Origin of the sequence: Pseudomonas sp. FP2335 (genome assembly GCF_030687535.1) — a bacterium.
In the GTDB taxonomy this organism is placed as follows: Bacteria; Pseudomonadota; Gammaproteobacteria; order Pseudomonadales; family Pseudomonadaceae; genus Aquipseudomonas.
Map to the genome: position 1 here is coordinate 2,379,824 of NZ_CP117437.1, position 18,335 is coordinate 2,398,158.

The window sequence follows — 18,335 nt, forward strand, 5'->3', positions numbered from 1 at the left end:
CATGCTTTCCAACCCTAACATCGACCTGGTGTCGCGCTTTCTTCGCCTGCCTCTGGAACAACGCCAGCAGTTCTACCAACGTTTGCAAACCCGCGGCATGAGCTTCGGGCAACTGCCGATTGCCCCGGCCCGCGAGGCCGGTCAACCACTGCCGCTGTCCTACGCCCAGGAACGTCAATGGTTCCTCTGGCAACTGGACCCGGACAGCGCCGCCTATCACATCCCCGGCGTGCTGCGCCTGAGCGGGCGCCTGGATAAAAGCGCCTTGCAGCGCAGCTTTGATCGCCTGCTCGAACGCCATGAAAGCCTGCGCACGCGCCTGCATCTGGAGGGTGACAACCGCTCCCAGGTGGTGCTGGCCCACGCCGTCGTCGATATCATTGAAAGCACGGTTACCGAAGACGGGTTGCAAGCGCGGGTGCAGGCACTCATCGCCGAGCCCTTCGATTTGCAGCACGGTGCCTTGTTGCGCGTAAACCTGCTCAACTTGGGCGAAGACGAGCATGTGCTGGTGTTGGTGCAGCACCATATCGTCTCCGACGGCTGGTCGATGGGCGTGATGGTGCAAGAGCTGATGCAGCTCTACGCCGCCTACAGCAACGGCCAGGACTGCCAGTTGGCGGCACTGCCGATCCAATATGCCGACTACGCGCTGTGGCAGCGCCGCTGGATGGAAGCGGGGGAGAAGGAGCGCCAGCTCAGTTACTGGCGTGAACAACTCGGTGGCAGCCAGCCGGTGCTGGAGTTGCCGTTCGATCACCCACGCCCGGCGCGCCAGAGTTATCGCGGCGCGCGTCAGGATGTGGCGCTGGAACCTGCACTGGTCGCCGGGCTCAAGGCTTTGGCGCAGCGCGAAGGCGTGACTCTGTTCATGCTGTTGCTGGCGTCGTTCCAGACCCTGCTGTACCGCTACAGCGGCCAGTCGGACATCCGCATCGGCGTGCCGACTGCCAACCGCAACCGCGCTGAGACCGAACGCCTGATCGGCTTTTTCGTCAACACCCAGGTGCTCAAGGCCGACCTCGACGGTCAGATGACCTTCCGCCAACTACTGGCCCAGGTCAAAGAGCGCACGTTGCAGGCCCAGAGTCACCAGGACCTGCCGTTCGAACAACTGGTGGAAGCGCTGCAACCGGAACGCAGCCTGAGTCACAACCCGCTGTTCCAAGTGATGTTCAACCACCAGGCGCAAACTCGCACAGCCGTGGGCGAGCAGCAACTGTCGGGGCTGGGCGTGACCTCCCTGGAGTGGGCAAGCGAGAGTGCGCAGTTCGACTTGAGCCTGGACACCGAAGAAACCGACCAGGGCTTGTGGGCATCGTGGACCTTTGCCACCGACCTGTTCGCAGCCGCCACCGTGGCGCGCATGGCGCAGCATTGGCAAACCGTGCTGCACGCGATGGTTGCCAGCGCGGGCAGCCGCCTGGCGCAACTGACGTTGCTGGCCGACGGCGAGCAGCGCGACTTGCTGAACGATTGGAACAACGGTGGCGCAGCTTTCGAAAGCCCGCTGGGTGTGCACGGCCTGTTCGAGGTGCAAGCGCAACGACGTCCCGACGCCATTGCCCTGTGCCTGGATGAGCAAACGCTGACCTATGCCGAGTTGAACCGTGAGGCCAACCGCTTGGCCCACTACCTGATCGGCCAGGGCGTCGGGCCGGAAGTGATGGTCGGCGTGGCAGTGGAGCGTTCGTTCGCCATGGTGGTCAGCCTGTTGGCGATCCTCAAGGCGGGCGGCGCCTACGTGCCGCTGGACCCGCAATACCCGCGCGACCGCCTGCTGCACATGCTCGAAGACAGCCATGTGCGTTTGGTGGTGTGCCAATCCGCCCAGCCATTGCCGTTGCCCGCCGAGGTGGCGAGGCTCGACATCGACAGCGCCAAGGACGCGTTGCAGCGCTGTGCCGAGAGCAATCCGCAGGTGCCGGTCGACCCGCAGAACCTGGCCTACGTGATCTACACCTCGGGCTCCACCGGCAAGCCTAAAGGCGTGGCGATCAACCATGCGGCATTGACCGAGTTTTCCGGGATTGCGGCCGGCTATTCGCGGTTGAGCGAGGACGATCGCGTCCTGCAATTCGCCACCCTGAACTTCGACGGTTTCGTCGAGCAGCTCTACCCGGCGCTGACCCACGGCGCGACCGTGGTTCTGCGCGGTGCCGAGCTGTGGGACAGCGGCCGCCTGTACGCGGAGATCATCCGCCAAGGCATCACCCTGGCGGACTTGCCGACGGCGTACTGGAACCTGTTCCTGCTCGATTGCCTGGCGGCGGGGCCGCGCTCTTATGGGGCGTTGCGCCAGATCCATATCGGCGGCGAAGCGATGCCGTTGGACGGCCCGGCGCAGTGGCTCAAGGCTGGCCTTGGCCACGTACGTTTGTTGAATACCTACGGCCCGACCGAGGCCACGGTGGTGTCGAGCGTGCTGGACTGCACCCGTGGTGAAGAAACCATCGGCGCCACCGCCAGCCCGATTGGCCGTTCGTTGCCGGGGCGTGCGCTGTACGTGTTGGACCGTGACCTCAACCTGGCACCGTTGGGCGCCGTCGGCGAGCTGTACATCGGCAGCCAATGCGGCCTGGCCCGTGCTTACTTGAATCGGCCGTTGCTGACTGCTGAACGTTTCGTCCCCGATCCTTTCGGCGGCGACCGCCTGTACCGCACCGGCGACCTGGCGCGTTATCGCGCCGATGGCGTGATCGAATACGTCGGCCGTGTGGACCATCAGGTGAAAATCCGTGGTTTCCGTATCGAACTGGGGGAAATCGAAGCCCTGTTGCTGGCGCAGGACGGTGTGCGCGAAACCCTGGTGCTGGCGGCTGACAATCAACTGGTGGCTTATCTGGTTGCTGCCGAACAGGACGCTGAAGCCCTGAAAGCGCTGCTGCGCGAGCAACTGCCGGACTACATGGTGCCCGCGCACCTGATCTTCCTCGAGCGCATGCCGCTCAACCCGAACGGCAAGCTGGACCGCCAGGCCCTGCCCAAGCCGGACGCCAGCCAGGCGCAACAGGATTGGGTTGCGCCGGTCACTGAACTGGAGCAACACATCGCGGCGATCTGGGCCGAGATTCTCGGCGCCGAGCGCGTCGGCCTGAACGACCACTTCTTCGAGATGGGCGGTCATTCGTTGCTGGTGATGCAAGTGGTCTCGCGCCTGCGTCAGGTCCTGGCGCAGGAAGTACCGTTGAAACTGGTGTTCGAACAACCAAGGCTGGCCGGTTTCGCGGCGGCAGTGCAGGCGCTGGAAGGCCGCGAACAGGCGCCACCGCTGGTAGCGCGCAATCGCCTGCAACCGCTGCTGTTGTCTTACGCCCAGGAACGCCAGTGGTTCCTCTGGCAACTGGACCCACACAGCGCCGCTTACCATATTCCCAGTGCCTTGCGCCTGACCGGCCAGTTGGACTGTGAGGCCTTGCAGCGCAGTTTCAACAGCTTGATCGCGCGCCACGAAAGCCTGCGCACCTATGTGCAGCAGGAAGGCGAGGGCGCGGTGCAGGTGATCGGTACTCAGGTCGCGCTCCCCATCGAGCTGGCCGACATCGACGAGGCTGACCTGCATGCGCGGGTCGCCGCCGAAATCTCACGCCCGTTCAACCTGCAACAGGGCCCGCTGTTGCGCGTGACCTTGCTGCGCCTGGCGGCCGATGAGCATGTACTGGTGTTGGTGCAGCACCATATCGTCTCCGATGGCGCGTCGATGGCGGTGATGGTCGATGAACTGGTGCAGCTCTACAGCGCCTACAGCCGCGGTGATGTGCCGCAACTGCCGGCCATGCCGATCCAGTACGCCGACTATGCGCTGTGGCAACGCGACTGGATGGAAGCCGGCGAAAGACAGCGCCAGTTGAGCTACTGGCGCGACCTGCTGGGCGGTGAGCAGCCGGTGCTGGAATTGCCGTTCGATCACCAGCGCCCCGCCCAGCAAAGCCATCGCGGTGCGCGTCTCGACGTGCCGTTGCCGGCGGCGCTGGCGGCAGACCTGAAAGCCTTGGCGCAGCGCGAAGGCGTGACGATGTTCATGCTCTTGCTGGCGTCGTTCCAGACTCTGTTGCACCGCTACAGCGGCCAGCAGGACATCCGTGTCGGCGTGCCCATCGCCAACCGCAACCGGGTCGAGACCGAGCGCCTGATCGGCTTCTTCGTCAACACCCAGGTGCTCAAGGCCGACATCGACGGGCAAACCACCGTCGCCCAACTGCTGCAGCAGGTCAAGCAACGGGCGCTGGACGCCCAGGCCCACCAGGACCTGCCGTTCGAACAACTGGTGCAAGCGCTGCAACCGGAGCGCAGCCTGAGCCTCAACCCGCTGTTCCAGGTGATGTTCAACTACCAGACCGACGGGCCGCGTGAACCGCTGGCGCTGGCGCACCTGAGCATTGAAAACCTGGCCTGGGAGCGGCGCACCGCGCACTTCGACCTCGACCTGGACACCCATGACAGCCGCGACGGCCTGTGGGCATCCCTGGGTTACAGCACCGATCTGTTTGAAGCCAGCACCATCGAGCGCATGGCGCGGCATTGGCAGAACCTGCTGCAAGCGATGGTTACCGATCAGCAGCAGAACATCGGGCAGTTGAACCTGCTGGATGCCGATGAGCAACAGCACATCCTGCAACTGTGGGACCGCAGTGAGTCCGGCTTCTCAAGCGCTCGTCTGGTGCATGAACTGTTCGCCGACCGCGCCCGTGAAAACCCGCAGGCGGTGGCGGTCAAGTTCGACACGCAAACCCTCAGCTACGGCGAGCTGGATCGCCAGGCCAACCGCCTGGCCCACGCGCTGATCGCCCGTGGCGTCGGCCCCGAAGTGCGAGTGGCGATTGCCATGCCGCGCAGTGCCGAAAGCCTGGTGGCGTTCCTCGGCGTGATGAAAGCCGGCGGCGTGTACGTGCCGCTGGACATCGAATACCCGCGTGATCGCCTGCTGTACATGATGCAAGACAGCCGCGCGCAATTGCTGCTGACCCACAGCCGTGCGGTGCCGCAACTGCCGATTGCCGAGGGCCTTGAGGTGCTGGCGATCGATCGCACCGAGGACTATGCCGAGACCGCGCCAGAGGTGGCGTTGGACGGCGACAACCTTGCCTACGTGATCTACACCTCCGGCTCCACCGGCATGCCCAAGGGCGTGGCGGTTTCCCACGGTCCATTGGTGGCGCACATCATCGCCACTGGCGAGCGCTACGAAACCGGTCCGGCCGATTGCGAACTGCACTTCATGTCCTTCGCCTTCGACGGCTCCCACGAAGGCTGGATGCACCCGTTGATCAACGGCGCCAGCGTGCTGATCCGCGATGACAGCTTGTGGCTGCCGGAATACACCTACGCGCAGATGCATCGCCACAACGTGACCATGGCGGTGTTCCCGCCGGTGTACCTGCAACAGCTGGCCGAACATGCCGAGCGCGACGGCAATCCACCGGCGGTGCGGGTCTACTGCTTTGGCGGGGATGCGGTGGCGCAGGCCAGCTACGACCTGGCTTGGCGTGCACTGAAACCGACGTACCTGTTCAATGGTTATGGCCCGACGGAAACCGTGGTCACACCGTTGTTGTGGAAGGCCCGTCGTGGCGATCCATGCGGCGCCGTCTACGCACCGATTGGCACCTTGCTGGGCAATCGCAGTGGCTACGTATTGGATGCCCAACTCAACCTGCAACCCATCGGCGTGGCCGGTGAGCTGTACCTGGGCGGCGAGGGCGTTGCGCGGGGCTACCTGGAACGCCCAGCGCTCACCGCCGAACGCTTCGTGCCGGACCCGTTCGGCAAACCCGGCAGCCGTGTGTACCGCAGTGGCGACCTGACCCGTGGCCGCCCGGACGGCGTGGTGGATTACCTCGGTCGCGTCGACCACCAAGTGAAAATCCGCGGCTTCCGTATCGAACTGGGGGAAATCGAAGCGTGCCTGCGGGAACAGGACAGCGTGGGCGAGACCGTCGTCGTCGCGCAAGACAGCCCGACCGGCAAGCAACTGGTGGCCTACGTCGTGCCCGCTGATGCGCCGCTGGCCAACGAAACCGAGTTCCGCGAAACCCTGCGCCGCGCCCTGAAAACCCACCTGCCGGATTACATGGTGCCCGCGCACTTCATGTTCCTTGCCAAAATGCCCCTGACCCCCAACGGCAAACTCGACCGCAAGGGCTTGCCGCAACCTGACGCCGCGCAGTCCCAGGGCATATGGGTTGAACCGGTCACCGCGTTGCAGCAACAAGTCGCCGCGATCTGGGCCGATGTGCTCGGCGCCGAGCGCGTCGGCCTGACCGATCACTTCTTCGAGCTGGGCGGGCATTCGCTGCTGGCGATGCAGGTGATCTCGCGGGTGCGCCAACTGCTGGCGCGGGAAATCGCCCTGCGTACGCTGTTCGAACAACCGCAACTGGAAGGTTTCGTGTTGGCCTTGCAGGCCCTGCAAAGCGATGAAGCGCCGTTGGCTCCAGCGATGCTGGCCGTGGACCGTGATCAACCGCTGAGCCTGTCTTACGCCCAGGAACGCCAGTGGTTCCTGTGGCAGTTGGAGCCTGAAAGCGCGGCCTATCACGTACCTAATGCCTTGCGCCTGACGGGTGAGCTGGACCGCTCGGCGTTGCAACGCAGCTTCGACAGCCTGCTGGCCCGTCATGAAACCTTGCGCACCGTGTTTGTCAGCGCCGGCGAGCGCACCCTGCAACGCGTGCTGCCGGTGGCCACCCTGCACATCGACAGTCTGGCACTCGATAACCCGACTGCCGAGCAGGTGCAGGCGCTGGTGGAAGCCGAAATCGCCCGCCCGTTCGATCTGCGCCAGGGCCCGCTGCTGCGGGTCAAGCTGTTGCAACTGAGCGCGCAGGAACATGTGCTGGTGCTGGTGCAGCACCATATCGTCTCGGACGGCTGGTCGATGCAGGTGATGGTCGATGAGTTGGTGCAACTGTATGCCGCCTATAGCCAGGGCCATGACGTGCAGTTGCCCGCCATGCCACTGCAATACGCCGATTACGCGCTGTGGCAGCGTGCCTGGATGGACGCCGGTGAAAAGCAGCGCCAGCTGAGTTACTGGCGCGAACTGCTGGGCGCGGAGCAACCGGTGCTGGAGTTGCCCCTGGACCATCCACGCCCGGCCGTGCAGAGCTATCGCGGCGCACGCCTGGATGTGGCGCTGGAGGCGAATGTGGTCGCCGGCCTCAAGGCCTTGGCACAACGCGAAGGCGTGACGCTGTTCATGCTGTTGCTGGCCTCGTTCCAGACCCTGTTGCACCGCTACAGCGGCCAGTCGGACATCCGCATCGGCGTGCCGATTGCCAACCGCAACCGCGTGGAAACCGAGCGTCTTATTGGCTTCTTCGTCAACACCCAGGTGCTCAAGGCTGAAATCGACGGGCAAATGAGCTTTGCCCAGGTGCTGCAACAGACCAAGCGCCGTGCGCTGGAAGCCCAGGCGCATCAGGACCTGCCGTTCGAACAGTTGGTGGAAGCGCTGCAACCGGAACGCAGCCTGAGCCACAACCCGCTGTTCCAGGTGATGTTCAACCACCAGTCCGAGCTGCGTGTGCAGCGTGGCGAACAACTGCCGGGCCTGCGCCTGGAAGGGCTGGAGTCCAATAACCATCCGGCGCATTTCGACTTGAGCCTGGACACCCAAGCCTCGGCCGATGGCCTGTTTGCCACGCTGACCTACGCCACCGACCTGTTTACCGACGCGACCATCGCGCGCATGGCCCAGCACTGGCAGCACTTGTTGCACGCAGTGGCCGCCGATGCGCACAGACGTGTCTGCGAGTTGCCGCTGCTGGCCGGGGTCGAGCAAGTGCAATGGAACAACGGCGCTGCTGCATTCCAAAGCCCGTTGGGTGTGCACGGGCTGTTCGAGCGGCAAGCGCAACGCCGTCCCGACGCCATTGCCCTGTGCCTGGATGAGCAGACGCTGACTTACGCCGAGCTCAATCGCCAGGCTAACCAGCTGGCGCATTACCTGATCGCTGAGGGGGTCGGCCCCGAGGTCCTGGTCGGTGTCGCGGTGGAGCGTTCGTTCGCCATGGTGGTCAGCCTGTTGGCGACCCTCAAGGCGGGCGGCGCCTACGTGCCGCTGGACCCGCAATACCCGCGCGAACGCCTGCTGCACATGTTGGAAGACAGCGGCGTGAGCCTGGTGCTGACCCAATCCCACGTACCAATGCCGTTGCCCGCAGGGCTGCGCAGCGTTGCGATTGATCGGGTGGCGCTGGACCAGTGTGCCGAAGGTAATCCGCAGGTAGCAGTTGAACCGCAGAACCTGGCCTACGTGATCTACACCTCGGGCTCCACCGGCAAGCCTAAAGGCGTGGCGATCAACCATGCGGCGTTGACCGAGTTTTCCGGGATTGCGGCCGGCTATTCGCGGTTGAGCGAGGACGATCGCGTCCTGCAATTCGCCACCCTGAACTTCGACGGTTTCGTCGAGCAGCTCTACCCGGCGCTGACCCACGGCGCGACTGTGGTTCTGCGCGGTGCCGAGCTGTGGGACAGCGGCCGCCTGTACGCGGAGATCATCCGCCAAGGCATCACCCTGGCGGACTTGCCGACGGCGTACTGGAACCTGTTCCTGCTCGATTGCCTGGCGGCGGGGCCGCGCTCTTATGGGGCGTTGCGCCAGATCCATATCGGCGGCGAAGCGATGCCGTTGGACGGCCCGGCGCAGTGGCTCAAGGCTGGCCTTGGCCACGTACGTTTGTTGAATACCTACGGCCCGACCGAGGCCACGGTGGTGTCGAGCGTGCTGGACTGCACCCGTGGTGAAGAAACCATCGGCGCCACCGCCAGCCCGATTGGCCGTTCGTTGCCGGGGCGTGCGCTGTACGTGTTGGATCGCGATTTGAATCTGGCACCGTTGGGCGCCGTCGGTGAGTTGTACATCGGCAGCCAATGCGGCCTGGCCCGTGCTTACTTGAATCGGCCGTTGCTGACTGCTGAACGTTTCGTCCCCGATCCCTTCGGCGGCGACCGCCTGTACCGCACCGGCGACCTGGCGCGTTATCGCGCCGATGGTGTAATCGAATACGTCGGCCGTGTGGACCATCAGGTGAAAATCCGTGGTTTCCGTATCGAGTTGGGGGAAATCGAAGCCCTGTTGCTGGCGCAGGACGGTGTGCGCGAAACCCTGGTGCTGGCGGCTGACAATCAACTGGTGGCTTATCTGGTCGCTGCCGAGCAGGACGCTGAAGCCCTGAAAACGCTGCTGCGCGAGCAACTGCCGGACTACATGGTGCCCGCGCACCTGATCTTCCTCGAGCGCATGCCGCTCAACCCGAACGGCAAGCTGGACCGCCAGGCCCTGCCCAAGCCGGACACCAGCCAGGCGCAACAGGATTGGGTAGCGCCGGTTACTGAGCTTGAGCAGCACATCGCGGCGATCTGGGCCGAGATTCTCGGCGCCGAGCGCGTCGGCCTGAACGACCACTTCTTCGAGATGGGCGGTCATTCGTTGCTGGCGATGCAAGTGATCTCACGCCTGCGTAACCTGCTCGGGCGTGAGGTGCCGCTGCGCAGCCTGTTCGAGCAGCCACGCCTGCAAGGGTTTGTCGCCAGCGTGCTGGCCGATGCCGTGAACACACAGCCACTGGCGCCGCCGATGGTGGCGGTAGGGCGTGAGCAACCGTTGCCGTTGTCGTATGCCCAGGAGCGCCAGTGGTTCCTCTGGCAACTGGACCCACACAGCGCCGCTTACCATATCCCCGGCACCCTGCGCCTGAAGGGGCGCCTCGACACGGCTGCGTTGCAGCGCAGTTTCGACACCCTGGTCGCCCGCCATGAAAGCCTGCGCACCCATGTGCAACAGGACGGCGAGCGCGCGGTACAGGTGATTGCGGCGCATGCCGAGGTCGAGATCTCGTGTCGTGATGTCGATGAGGGTGACGTGCTGGCCCTGGTCGAAGCACTGATCGCCGAGCCGTTTGACCTGCAACGCGGCCCGCTGATGCGCGTCAACCTGCTGCGCCTGGCCGAGGACGAGCATGTGTTGGTGTTGGTGCAGCACCACATTGTCTCTGATGGCGGGTCGATGCAGGTGATGGTCGATGAGCTGGTGCAACTGTATGCGGCCTACAGCCGCGGCCAGGACCTGCAACTGCCTGAACTGGCGCTGCAATACGCCGATTACGCGAGCTGGCAGCGCGACTGGATGGATGCCGGCGAAAAACATCGCCAGCTCGACTACTGGCGCGAGCGCCTGGGTGGCGAGCAACCAGTGCTGGAGCTGCCGCTGGACCACGGCCGCCCAACCCTGCAAAGCCATCGCGGTGCGAGCCTGGACATCAGTGTGCCGCCGCGCTTGCTGGCGGCGTTGCGGCAAGTGGCGCAGCGTGAAGAAGTCACGCTGTTCATGTTGCTGCTCGCCTCGTTCCAGACCCTGTTGCACCGCTACAGCGGCCAGTCGGACATCCGCGTCGGCGTGCCGATTGCCAACCGTAACCGTGAGGAAACCGAGCGGCTGATCGGCTTCTTCGTCAACACCCAGGTGCTCAAGGCCGACATCGACGGCCAACTGACCGTCAGCCAGCTGCTGCAACAGGTCAAGCAACGGGCGCTGGAAGCCCAGGCGCACCAGGATTTGCCGTTCGAACAGTTAGTCGAAGCGTTGCACCCTGAGCGTAACCTGAGTTTCAACCCGTTGTTCCAGGTGATGTTCAACCACCAGACCGAGACCTCAGAGCCGGCGCAACAACTGCCGGGCCTGCACGTCAGTGGCCTGGAATGGCAAACCCGCACCGCACAGTTCGACCTGAGCCTGAGCACCCAGGAGTCGAGCGATGCGCTATTGGCTTCGCTGATCTACGCCAGCGACTTGTTCGACGCCGCCACGCCGGCCCGCATGGCGCGGCACTGGCTGAATCTGCTGGAAGGCATGGCCGGTGATGGGCAACAGCGCATCGGCCAGTTACCGTTGCTGGATGCGCTCGAGCAGCAGTCAGTGGTCCACGACTGGAACGCCACCGCCCAGGTTTACCCGCTGCAACGCGGTGTGCACCAGCTGATCGAAGAACAGGCCGCACGCACGCCGGATGCGCCAGCCTTGGCATTTGCTGAAATACGCCTGAGCTACGCTGAGCTGAACCGTCGCGCCAACCGCCTGGCCCATCGTTTGATCAGAGCCGGTGTGGGCCCTGACGTGCTGGTCGGCGTGGCAGTGGAGCGCTCCATCGAAATGGTCGTCGGCTTGCTGGCGATCTTCAAGGCGGGCGGTGCCTATGTGCCGCTTGACCCGGAATATCCACGCGAACGCCTGGCCTACATGCTTGAAGACAGCGGCGTGACACTGCTGTTGACCCAGGCGCACGTGTTGGAACAACTGCCGATTCCAGCAGGGTTGCACAGCGTGGTGCTGGGTGAGTCGTGGTTCGAAGGGTATGGCGAGCACAACCCAGGCATCGCTATCGATCCGGAAAACCTCGCCTATGTGATCTATACCTCCGGTTCCACCGGCCAGCCCAAAGGCGCAGGCAACCGACATTCGGCACTGACCAACCGCCTGTGCTGGATGCAGCAGGCCTATGGTCTGGATGCGCGAGACACGGTGCTGCAAAAGACCCCGTTCAGTTTTGACGTGTCGGTGTGGGAGTTCTTCTGGCCGTTGATGACTGGCGCACGCCTGGTGGTGGCAGCGCCGGGTGATCATCGCGATCCGGCCAGGCTGGTCAGCCTGATCAACGCCGAGCAGGTCACTACGCTGCACTTTGTGCCGTCAATGTTGCAGGCGTTCCTGCAAGACCCGGCGGTATCGACCTGTCATAGCCTGCAACGCATTGTGTGCAGTGGCGAAGCGCTGCCGGTGGATGCCCAGCAGCAGGTCTTTGCCAAGTTGCCTCAGGCCGGGCTGTATAACCTGTATGGCCCGACGGAAGCGGCGATTGACGTGACGCATTGGACTTGCACCGATGAAGGCAGCGATACCGTGCCGATCGGTGAACCCATCGCCAACCTGCGTACCCATGTGCTGGATGCGCAGTTGCTGCCGGTGCCGGTCGGGGTTGCCGGTGAGTTGTACCTGGGCGGTGAAGGCCTGGCGCGCAGTTATCACCGGCGTCCGGCCTTGACGGCCGAGCGCTTCGTGCCGTGCCCATTCCAGCGCGGCGCACGCTTGTACCGCACCGGCGACCGCGTTCGCCAACGTGCCGACGGGGTGATTGAGTACCTCGGGCGCCTCGATCATCAGGTCAAGTTGCGCGGCCTGCGTATTGAGTTGGGTGAAATCGAAGCGCGCCTGCTGGAGCATCCGTTGGTGCGCGAAGCCACGGTGCTGGTGATCGATAGCAAACAGCTGGTGGGCTATGTGGTGCTGCACGCGGCCGACGCGGAGTGGCGTGCGCACGTCAGCGCGCACCTGGCCCGGCACTTGCCGGATTACATGGTGCCGGCGCAGTGGGTGGTGCTCGAGCAGATGCCGCTGAGCCCCAACGGCAAGCTGGACCGCAAGGCGCTGCCCAAGCCGGATGCCCATGGCCGGGGGGGTGAATTCGCTGCGCCGCAAACGGCGTTGCAGCAGCAGATTGCGTCGATTTGGGCCGAGGTGCTCGAGGTTGAGCGCGTTGGTTTGCACGACAATTTCTTTGAATTGGGCGGCCATTCGTTGTTGGTGCTGATGCTCAAGGAGCGGATCAATCGGCTCTGCGGCGCGGTGCTGGCCGTCAATCAGTTGATGCTCAACCCCACGGTGGCCGGGCAAGCCCGTTGTATCGAGGGTGATGCACCAAGTTCATTGATTGTGCCGCTCAACAGCCAGACCCAAGGCACGCCGCTGTACTTGTTCCACCCAAGTTTCGGCTCGGTGCATTGCTACAAGCCAATTGCTTTGGCATTGCGTGAACAGCGGCCGGTGTTCGGGATTATTTGCCGGGCGCTGGTGGCAGAGGACGGTGCAGTGCCGGGTTGGACGCAGATGGTCGAGGACTACGCCCAGCAACTGTTGAGCGCGCAGCCTCAGGGCGCCTTCAGACTGGCGGGCTGGTCGCTGGGTGGGAACCTGGCGATGGAAGTGACGTACCTGCTGGAGCAGGCCGGGCGCACGGTGGAGTTTGTCGGCTGGATCGACGCGCCACCGCCGGCACGGTTTACCGCGTTCTGGGAGCAGGGCGCTGCACCGTCGCAGCCGCAACTGAGTGCGGTTGAACGCCGGGCGCAGATGTTGGAGGTGATGTTCCCCGCGCATGCCGGGCAGGTCCAGGCGCAATGGCGCCAGGCGCAGCAGGCTCATTGCAATGAGGAGCAACAGTGGCAGCACCTGTGCGATTGGGCGGATGCGACGCTGGGCGCCAGCTTCCAGGCGCTCAAGGCCGAACTGCAAAGTGGCGGTGAAACCGAGCGTTCGTGGGCGATCAAGCAGATCCTCGATGAGCGTTTGCAGGCCACCGACTTCCGCGCGATCAAGGCGCCGGTCAGTTGCTGGTGGGCGGCACGTAGCGAGGCGGGGATGCACCAGGCGCTGATCGAAAGTGGTTTGCGCGAGGTGATTGGGCAGGCGGGGATCGAGCGCTCGGTGGTGATCGACACGACTCACCATCGGATTGTTGATAACGCTGAGTTCATCAAAAGCCTGGTGGCGGCCCTGGCATAAACCGTCATTGTAGTGAGCGGGCTTGCCCCGCGCTGGGTGGCGAAGCCGCCCCAAAACGGTCCTGCGCGGTGTTTCAGACAGACCCAGGTGTCTGGGTTTGGGGCGGCTTCGCCCCCCGGCGCGGGGCAAGCCCGCTCACTACAGATTGCAATTTCAGGGTGACAAAAAAAAGCCCCGTATCTCGCGATGCGGGGCCTTGGCGGCGGCTCTGACATAAACCGTCATTGTAGTGAGCGGGCTTGCCCGCGCTGGGTGGCGAAGCCACCCCAAAACGGTCCTGCGCGGTGTTTCAGACAGACCCAGGTGCCTGGGGTTGGGGCGGCTTCGCCCCCCCCGGCGCGGGGCAAGCCCGCTCACTACGGATTGCAATTTCAGGGTGACAAAAAAAGCCCCGTATCTCGCGATGCGGGGCTTTTGTTTTGGCGCCGGGTTTAGAAGTTGTAGCGGGTGGTGACCATCATGTTGCGCGGGTCGCCAGGGTAGGCGGAGTCATAGAAACCAATGTTGGTGTAGTAGTTCTTGTCGAACACGTTGTTGACGTTGAGGGTAGCCGACAGGTTCTTGGTGATCTGGTAGCGCGCCATCAGGTCCACCAGCCAGTACGGGTCTTGGGTGAGGACTTCGGAGCGGCGCAGGCCGGAGTTGCGGATCGACTTCCAACCTTCGCTCTGCCAGCGTGCGCCACCGCCGATGGTGAGCTTGTCCAGCGGGCCGGTGAGTTTGTAGGTGGTGTAGAAGTTGACCTGGTCTTCCGGTTCCCAGGTGGAAACCTTCACGCCGCTGTCGTCGCGGGCAACCTTGTGGGTGTAGCCCGCCTGCAACTGCCAGCCGGTGGCGATTTCGCCGGAGATTTCTGCTTCGTAGCCCTTGGTCTTGGATTTGATGCCGTAGTAGGCCGTATCGTTGCCGGGAACTGAGTTGTGCTCGCTGTCGAGTTCCGGACGGTTTTCTTCGTGGACTTCGAAATACGCGAGGCTGGAATTCAAACGTCCATTGAAGAATTCACCCTTGAGGCCGATCTCGTAGTTCTTACCTTCGTCCGGCTCAAGCATTTTGTCTTCGCGGTCGAAGTAGTCGGTCTGCGGCTGGAAGATCTCAGTGAAGCTGGTGTAGGCGGTAAAGTTATCGTTGAGGTCGTATGTCAGGCCGGCATAAGGCACGACTTTACCGCTCTCCTTGGACTTGCTGGTGCCGGTGACTTCGTAGTTGGCCAGGCGCGCGCCGAGCAGCAGGTGCATTTCGTCGGTCAGGCTGAAGCGGCTGGTGAGGTAAGTGCCGGTCTGGCGAGTGCTCTGGTCGAGTTTGCGATATTGAACCCACTCTGGCTCCGGAATGTCGCCGTCCCAGTTATAGAAGTCAGCAGAGTTGGTGCCGGGAGCAAAGACGGCGTTGTAGCTCTTGCCCGTCCATTTGCTGGTCGAAATGGATTGGCCCACCACCAACTCGTGCTCACGACCAAACAGTTCAAAAGGCCCCGTGGCGTAGGCGTCAAGGCTGTCTCCGGTGGTTTCGCCAGTGTGTTTTTTTGCAAACAGCGAGCTCTGGTTGCCGGAGTCCTGAGAGAGGGCGCCTAGCGGTGCATGGTAGCCGTTGATCTGGTGGTTGTATTGGCCTTTGGCGACCCAGCCATTGGCGAAGCTATGTTCCAGAGTGGCGAAGGCTGTACGGCTGTACTGCGCCCACGAACCCCATTTCGGGCCGTTGTTGAACGAGCGTGGCAAGTCCAGCTCCTTGCCTTCTGCGTCGAAGATCATGCGGCTGCCGGTCCAACTGGAACCTTTCGGGTCGCTGTCCTGGTAGTCGGCGCCTACGGTCAGCAGGGTGTCCTCGTCCAGGTCGGCTTCAAGAATTCCGTAGAAAACACTGGTCTTGCGCGAGTAGTGGTCGAGGAACGAGTGCTTGTCTTGATATGACGCAACCGCTCGACCACGAATATTTCCAGTTTCAGTCAGCGGGCCGCTTACGTCGATCTGGGAGCGGTAGTTGTCCCAAGACCCGGCGCCCAATTCGACGCTACCTTGGAACTCGGACGTCGGCTTCTTGCGGATCAAATTGAGCGTGCCGCCTACACCGCCAGCCCCGGTCAACAAACCGGTAGCGCCCTTGAGCACTTCTATGCGGTCATAGATGGCCATGTCGGTCAGCGTCTGGCCAGCCGAGTATTGGGCGTCGCGCAGGGTTGGAATACCGTCGTATTGGAAGGTATTGATGGAAAAGCCGCGCGAGAAATAGTTGGTACGCTCACTGTCATAGGTCGACACGGTAATGCCGGGGGTGTGGCGCATCACGTCGTCAATCGAGTTCAGGCCGAAGTCATCCATGGCCTGGCGCGTGACCACCGAGATCGATTGCGGCGTTTCCCGTGGCGTCAGCACCAGGCGCGTGGCGGTGGCGATGGTGCCCGGGGTGTAGGAACCGGTGCCTTCGGTCACCGTGCCGAGTTGGTTGGCCGTCACTTGGGTCGCGCCCAGTTCCAGGCCGGAACCTGCGTGGCTGCTGATACTGATGGTGTTGCCTTGCAGGCCATACCCGACGCCGGTGCCTTTGAGCAGGGTGCTGAGGGCGCGGTCCGGGTCGAATTTGCCTTTGACGGCGTTGCTGCGCTTGCCTTCCACATCCGTCGGGCTGTACAGCACTTGCAGGTTGGACTGGCGGCCGAACGCTTGCAGTGCGCTACCCAGGGACTGGGCCGGCACGTCGATCTCAAGTTCCTGTGCCTGTACATAGCCGGCAATCGGCAGCGACACGGCCAGCGCCAGCGCGCCGGGCAACAGGTTGAAGTTCAGTGCCCGTCGCATCGATAGCGCTTTGCTCAGGGGGCTCAGACCGAGTCGTACTGACATGAATACTTTCTCTTCTATGTTTTAGTGGGCAGATTATAGATGTTTATTGAGTCTGGTTCTCATTACCACTAGTGAGACGTTCCTACTTGAAAAAACCGGAAAGTTTTTTTCATGCCGGTTCCAATTCATGCACGACCTTGCCCGCACGCAGGCGCACCAACTGGTCGGCGATGTCGAAATAGCGGTCGTCGTGGCTGATCACGATGATGGTCTTGCCCAGGCGCTTGAGGTCCGGCAGCAGCTCGGTATAGAAAATCTTGCGAAAGACCGGGTCCTGGTCGGCGGCCCATTCGTCGAACACCAGCACCGGGCGCTCTTCGAGCCAGGCGTTGACCAGGGCCAGGCGCTTGCGCTGGCCGGTGGACAGGTCGGTGGTGCTGAACACGCCGTCCTTGACGCTGACCTTGTGCGCAATCTCCAGGCGCTCGAGGTACTTGGTCGCGCTGTCCAGCGACTGCGTGGCGCTGCCCTGTACCAGGTCATCGAACAGGTAATAGTCGGCAAATACGGTGGTGAACAACTGGCGATAGTCATCGCGCACCGGGTCGGTGACGGTGTCGCCGTTGAGGCGGATTTCTCCGGACTGGGGTGGGTACAGACCCAGCAACAGCTTGATCAGGGTGGTCTTGCCGCAGCCGTTTTCGCCGACGATAAACACGATGTCGCCCTGCTTGATGCTCAGGTTGATCGGCCCCAGGTGGAACGGCTGGCTGCCTTCCACCGGCGGCGGGCTGTAGCTCACGTCGCGCAATTCCAGGCTGGTGACCACCGGGTGGGGCGCCTCGCTGGCGTCCATCAACAAGTGCGGCTCGGGGGATGAGAACCGCTCGGCCAGTTCGCTGATGCGCGCAAACGCGATACGCGCCTTGCCGATGATCGGCAGGTAACCCACCACGTGCTCCAGCGGGCCTTTCATGTACAGCAGCACCAGTACGAAACCGGTGATCACCGCCGGGTCCGGATTGGGGCTGTAGGCCTGCATCGCCAGGGCCAGGCCGATGACCACGAAGAACAGCATCGAGCCGAAGGTCTTGGCGACGATATAGATGTTCACCGAGCGCACCTGGATGTCGCTGATCTGGTCGGCGGTTTCCTGGATGCGATGGGTGTTCATGCGATAGCGCCGTGGCCGGTGGATGCGCAGCTCCTTGGCGCCCGAGGCGATTGCCGAATAGTAGCGTTGCAGTTCGTCTTCGAGGTCACGGGCCTCGTCAAAGCCGCGAATGCCCTTGGCGCCGGCGATGAACTGCACGCTGCAACCGATGGCGATGGCGACGATCATCAGCAGGAACATCGGCACCGACAGGTACGCCAGGTAGCCCAGGCAACCCAGGGTCACGGTGGTGGCGATGGCCAGCGGGGTGAAGGCAAAGGAGAAATCGCTGATGGTGTCGACGTCGTGGGTCAGTACCGGGATCAGGCGGTGGGAGCGGTAACGCTCGATCTGTTCGATCGGCGCCGACAGCACTTTCTCGCCCAGTTCCTTGCGCAACGCGGCGATGATGCGTTGGCCGACATAGTTGGTGCCGATGTCGGACACGATCGAACTGGTCAGGGCCAGCACGCACAGGGCGGCAAAGGTCAGTACCACGCCTTGGGTCATGCCGGTGGAGGAGTGCAGGGCGTTGTTGATGGTGGCCAGCAAAAAGGTGATGGCCAGGCCACCTGCCATGCCCAGGGCGACGGACACCGTCACCAGGGTACGAAAAGGTCTGAGCAATGCGAGCAGACCATTGAAGGCGCCGCGCTTGGGGTCGGTCATAAATACTTCCCGGAGAGTGAATAGAGGGGCTGGGCACACAGACCCTTACCCATGACAAACGAAGCGTGGTGGCGAGTATTTAGCGCGATGTGCCCGGTGGTGCCGGCGGCAGATAAATTGGCGGCGGGCTGGTTCGTTCTTGTGATGTAGGCGCACGCGTAAACACGCA

Annotated in this window: 3 protein-coding genes; 1 reads left to right on the plus strand and 2 read right to left on the minus strand. The window is 63.1% G+C overall.

Annotated elements, in window-relative coordinates:
• Position 1 precedes the first annotated feature (1 nt).
• Positions 2-13,561 carry a non-ribosomal peptide synthase/polyketide synthase gene (locus tag PSH81_RS10700; RefSeq protein WP_305392482.1) on the plus strand — a complete coding sequence of 4,520 codons (13,560 nt, stop codon included), beginning with the start codon at positions 2-4 and terminating at the stop codon, positions 13,559-13,561.
• Between the two features lie 431 nt (positions 13,562-13,992).
• Here the strand turns inward: PSH81_RS10700 and PSH81_RS10705 are convergent, their stop codons facing one another.
• The gene (locus PSH81_RS10705) at positions 13,993-16,404 is read right to left on the minus strand and encodes a TonB-dependent siderophore receptor (protein WP_226457786.1); all 2,412 of its coding nucleotides are present in this window, start codon (positions 16,402-16,404) and stop codon (positions 13,993-13,995) included.
• Positions 16,405-16,513: 109 nt separating this feature from the next.
• Entirely contained in the window at positions 16,514-18,166 is a 1,653-nt protein-coding gene (locus PSH81_RS10710) for a cyclic peptide export ABC transporter (protein WP_305392483.1), read from the minus strand.
• Positions 18,167-18,335 lie beyond the last annotated feature (169 nt).